The following is a 671-nucleotide window of genomic DNA, read 5'->3' on the forward strand; positions in this document are numbered from 1 at the left end:
CCTTCGCAAAATAAGCGGAAGCCTGGCGAAGGATATCGTTACTGCGGCGCAGTTCACGATTTTCACGTTCCAGCTCTTTCAGACGCTGACGTTCAGCGGTGGTGAGCCCGCCATCACCGCCTCCGGTATCCCGCTCATGCTGGCGAACCCAGACACGCAGAGTCTCCGGCGTACAGCCAATCTTTGGAGCAATGGAACAAATTGTCGCCCATTGTGAGTCATATTCGCCCTGACTTTCCAGAACCATACGGACTGCCCGTTGACGGACTTCGGGGGAAAAACGAGTATTTTTAGTCATCCTGTTTACCTCTTTCTCAGGAAGTTTAGTCTCCAGGATTCCCGGGGCGGTTCAGTTCAAAGCCGAAGCTGTCAGAACGGTTCTTGAAAATCAACTTTCGATCAGTGAAGGCGCTTCCCGATTATCCCTTCCTGAAGGCACTTTAGGACAATGGGTTACCGCCGCCAGAAAAGGGCTCGGTACTCCTGGTTCCCGCACGGTGGCTGAACTGGAATCTGAAATTCTGCAACTGCGTAAGGCGTTAAATGAAGCTCGCCTTGAGCGAGATATATTAAAAAAAGCAACAGCGTATTTTGCACAGGAGTCGCTGAAAAATACGCGTTAATCGAACAATGGCGACAACAATTTCCCATTGAAGCGATGTGTCAGGTAT

General features: G+C 50.5%; 1 protein-coding gene and 1 pseudogene. One reads left to right on the forward strand and one right to left on the reverse strand.

Annotated elements, in window-relative coordinates; translation table 11 throughout:
• The coding region (locus BGK49_RS16710; RefSeq protein WP_024206740.1) for a transposase at positions 1 to 298 on the reverse strand (298 nt) is incomplete at its 3' end.
• Between the two features lie 37 nt (positions 299 to 335).
• Here BGK49_RS16710 and BGK49_RS16715 point away from each other — a divergent pair.
• Positions 336 to 671 (forward strand): annotated as a pseudogene (locus BGK49_RS16715) (transposase); the annotation flags it as partial.

Origin of the sequence: Shigella sp. FC1544 (genome assembly GCF_001722145.1) — a bacterium.
GTDB lineage: Bacteria > Pseudomonadota > Gammaproteobacteria > Enterobacterales > Enterobacteriaceae > Escherichia > Escherichia coli.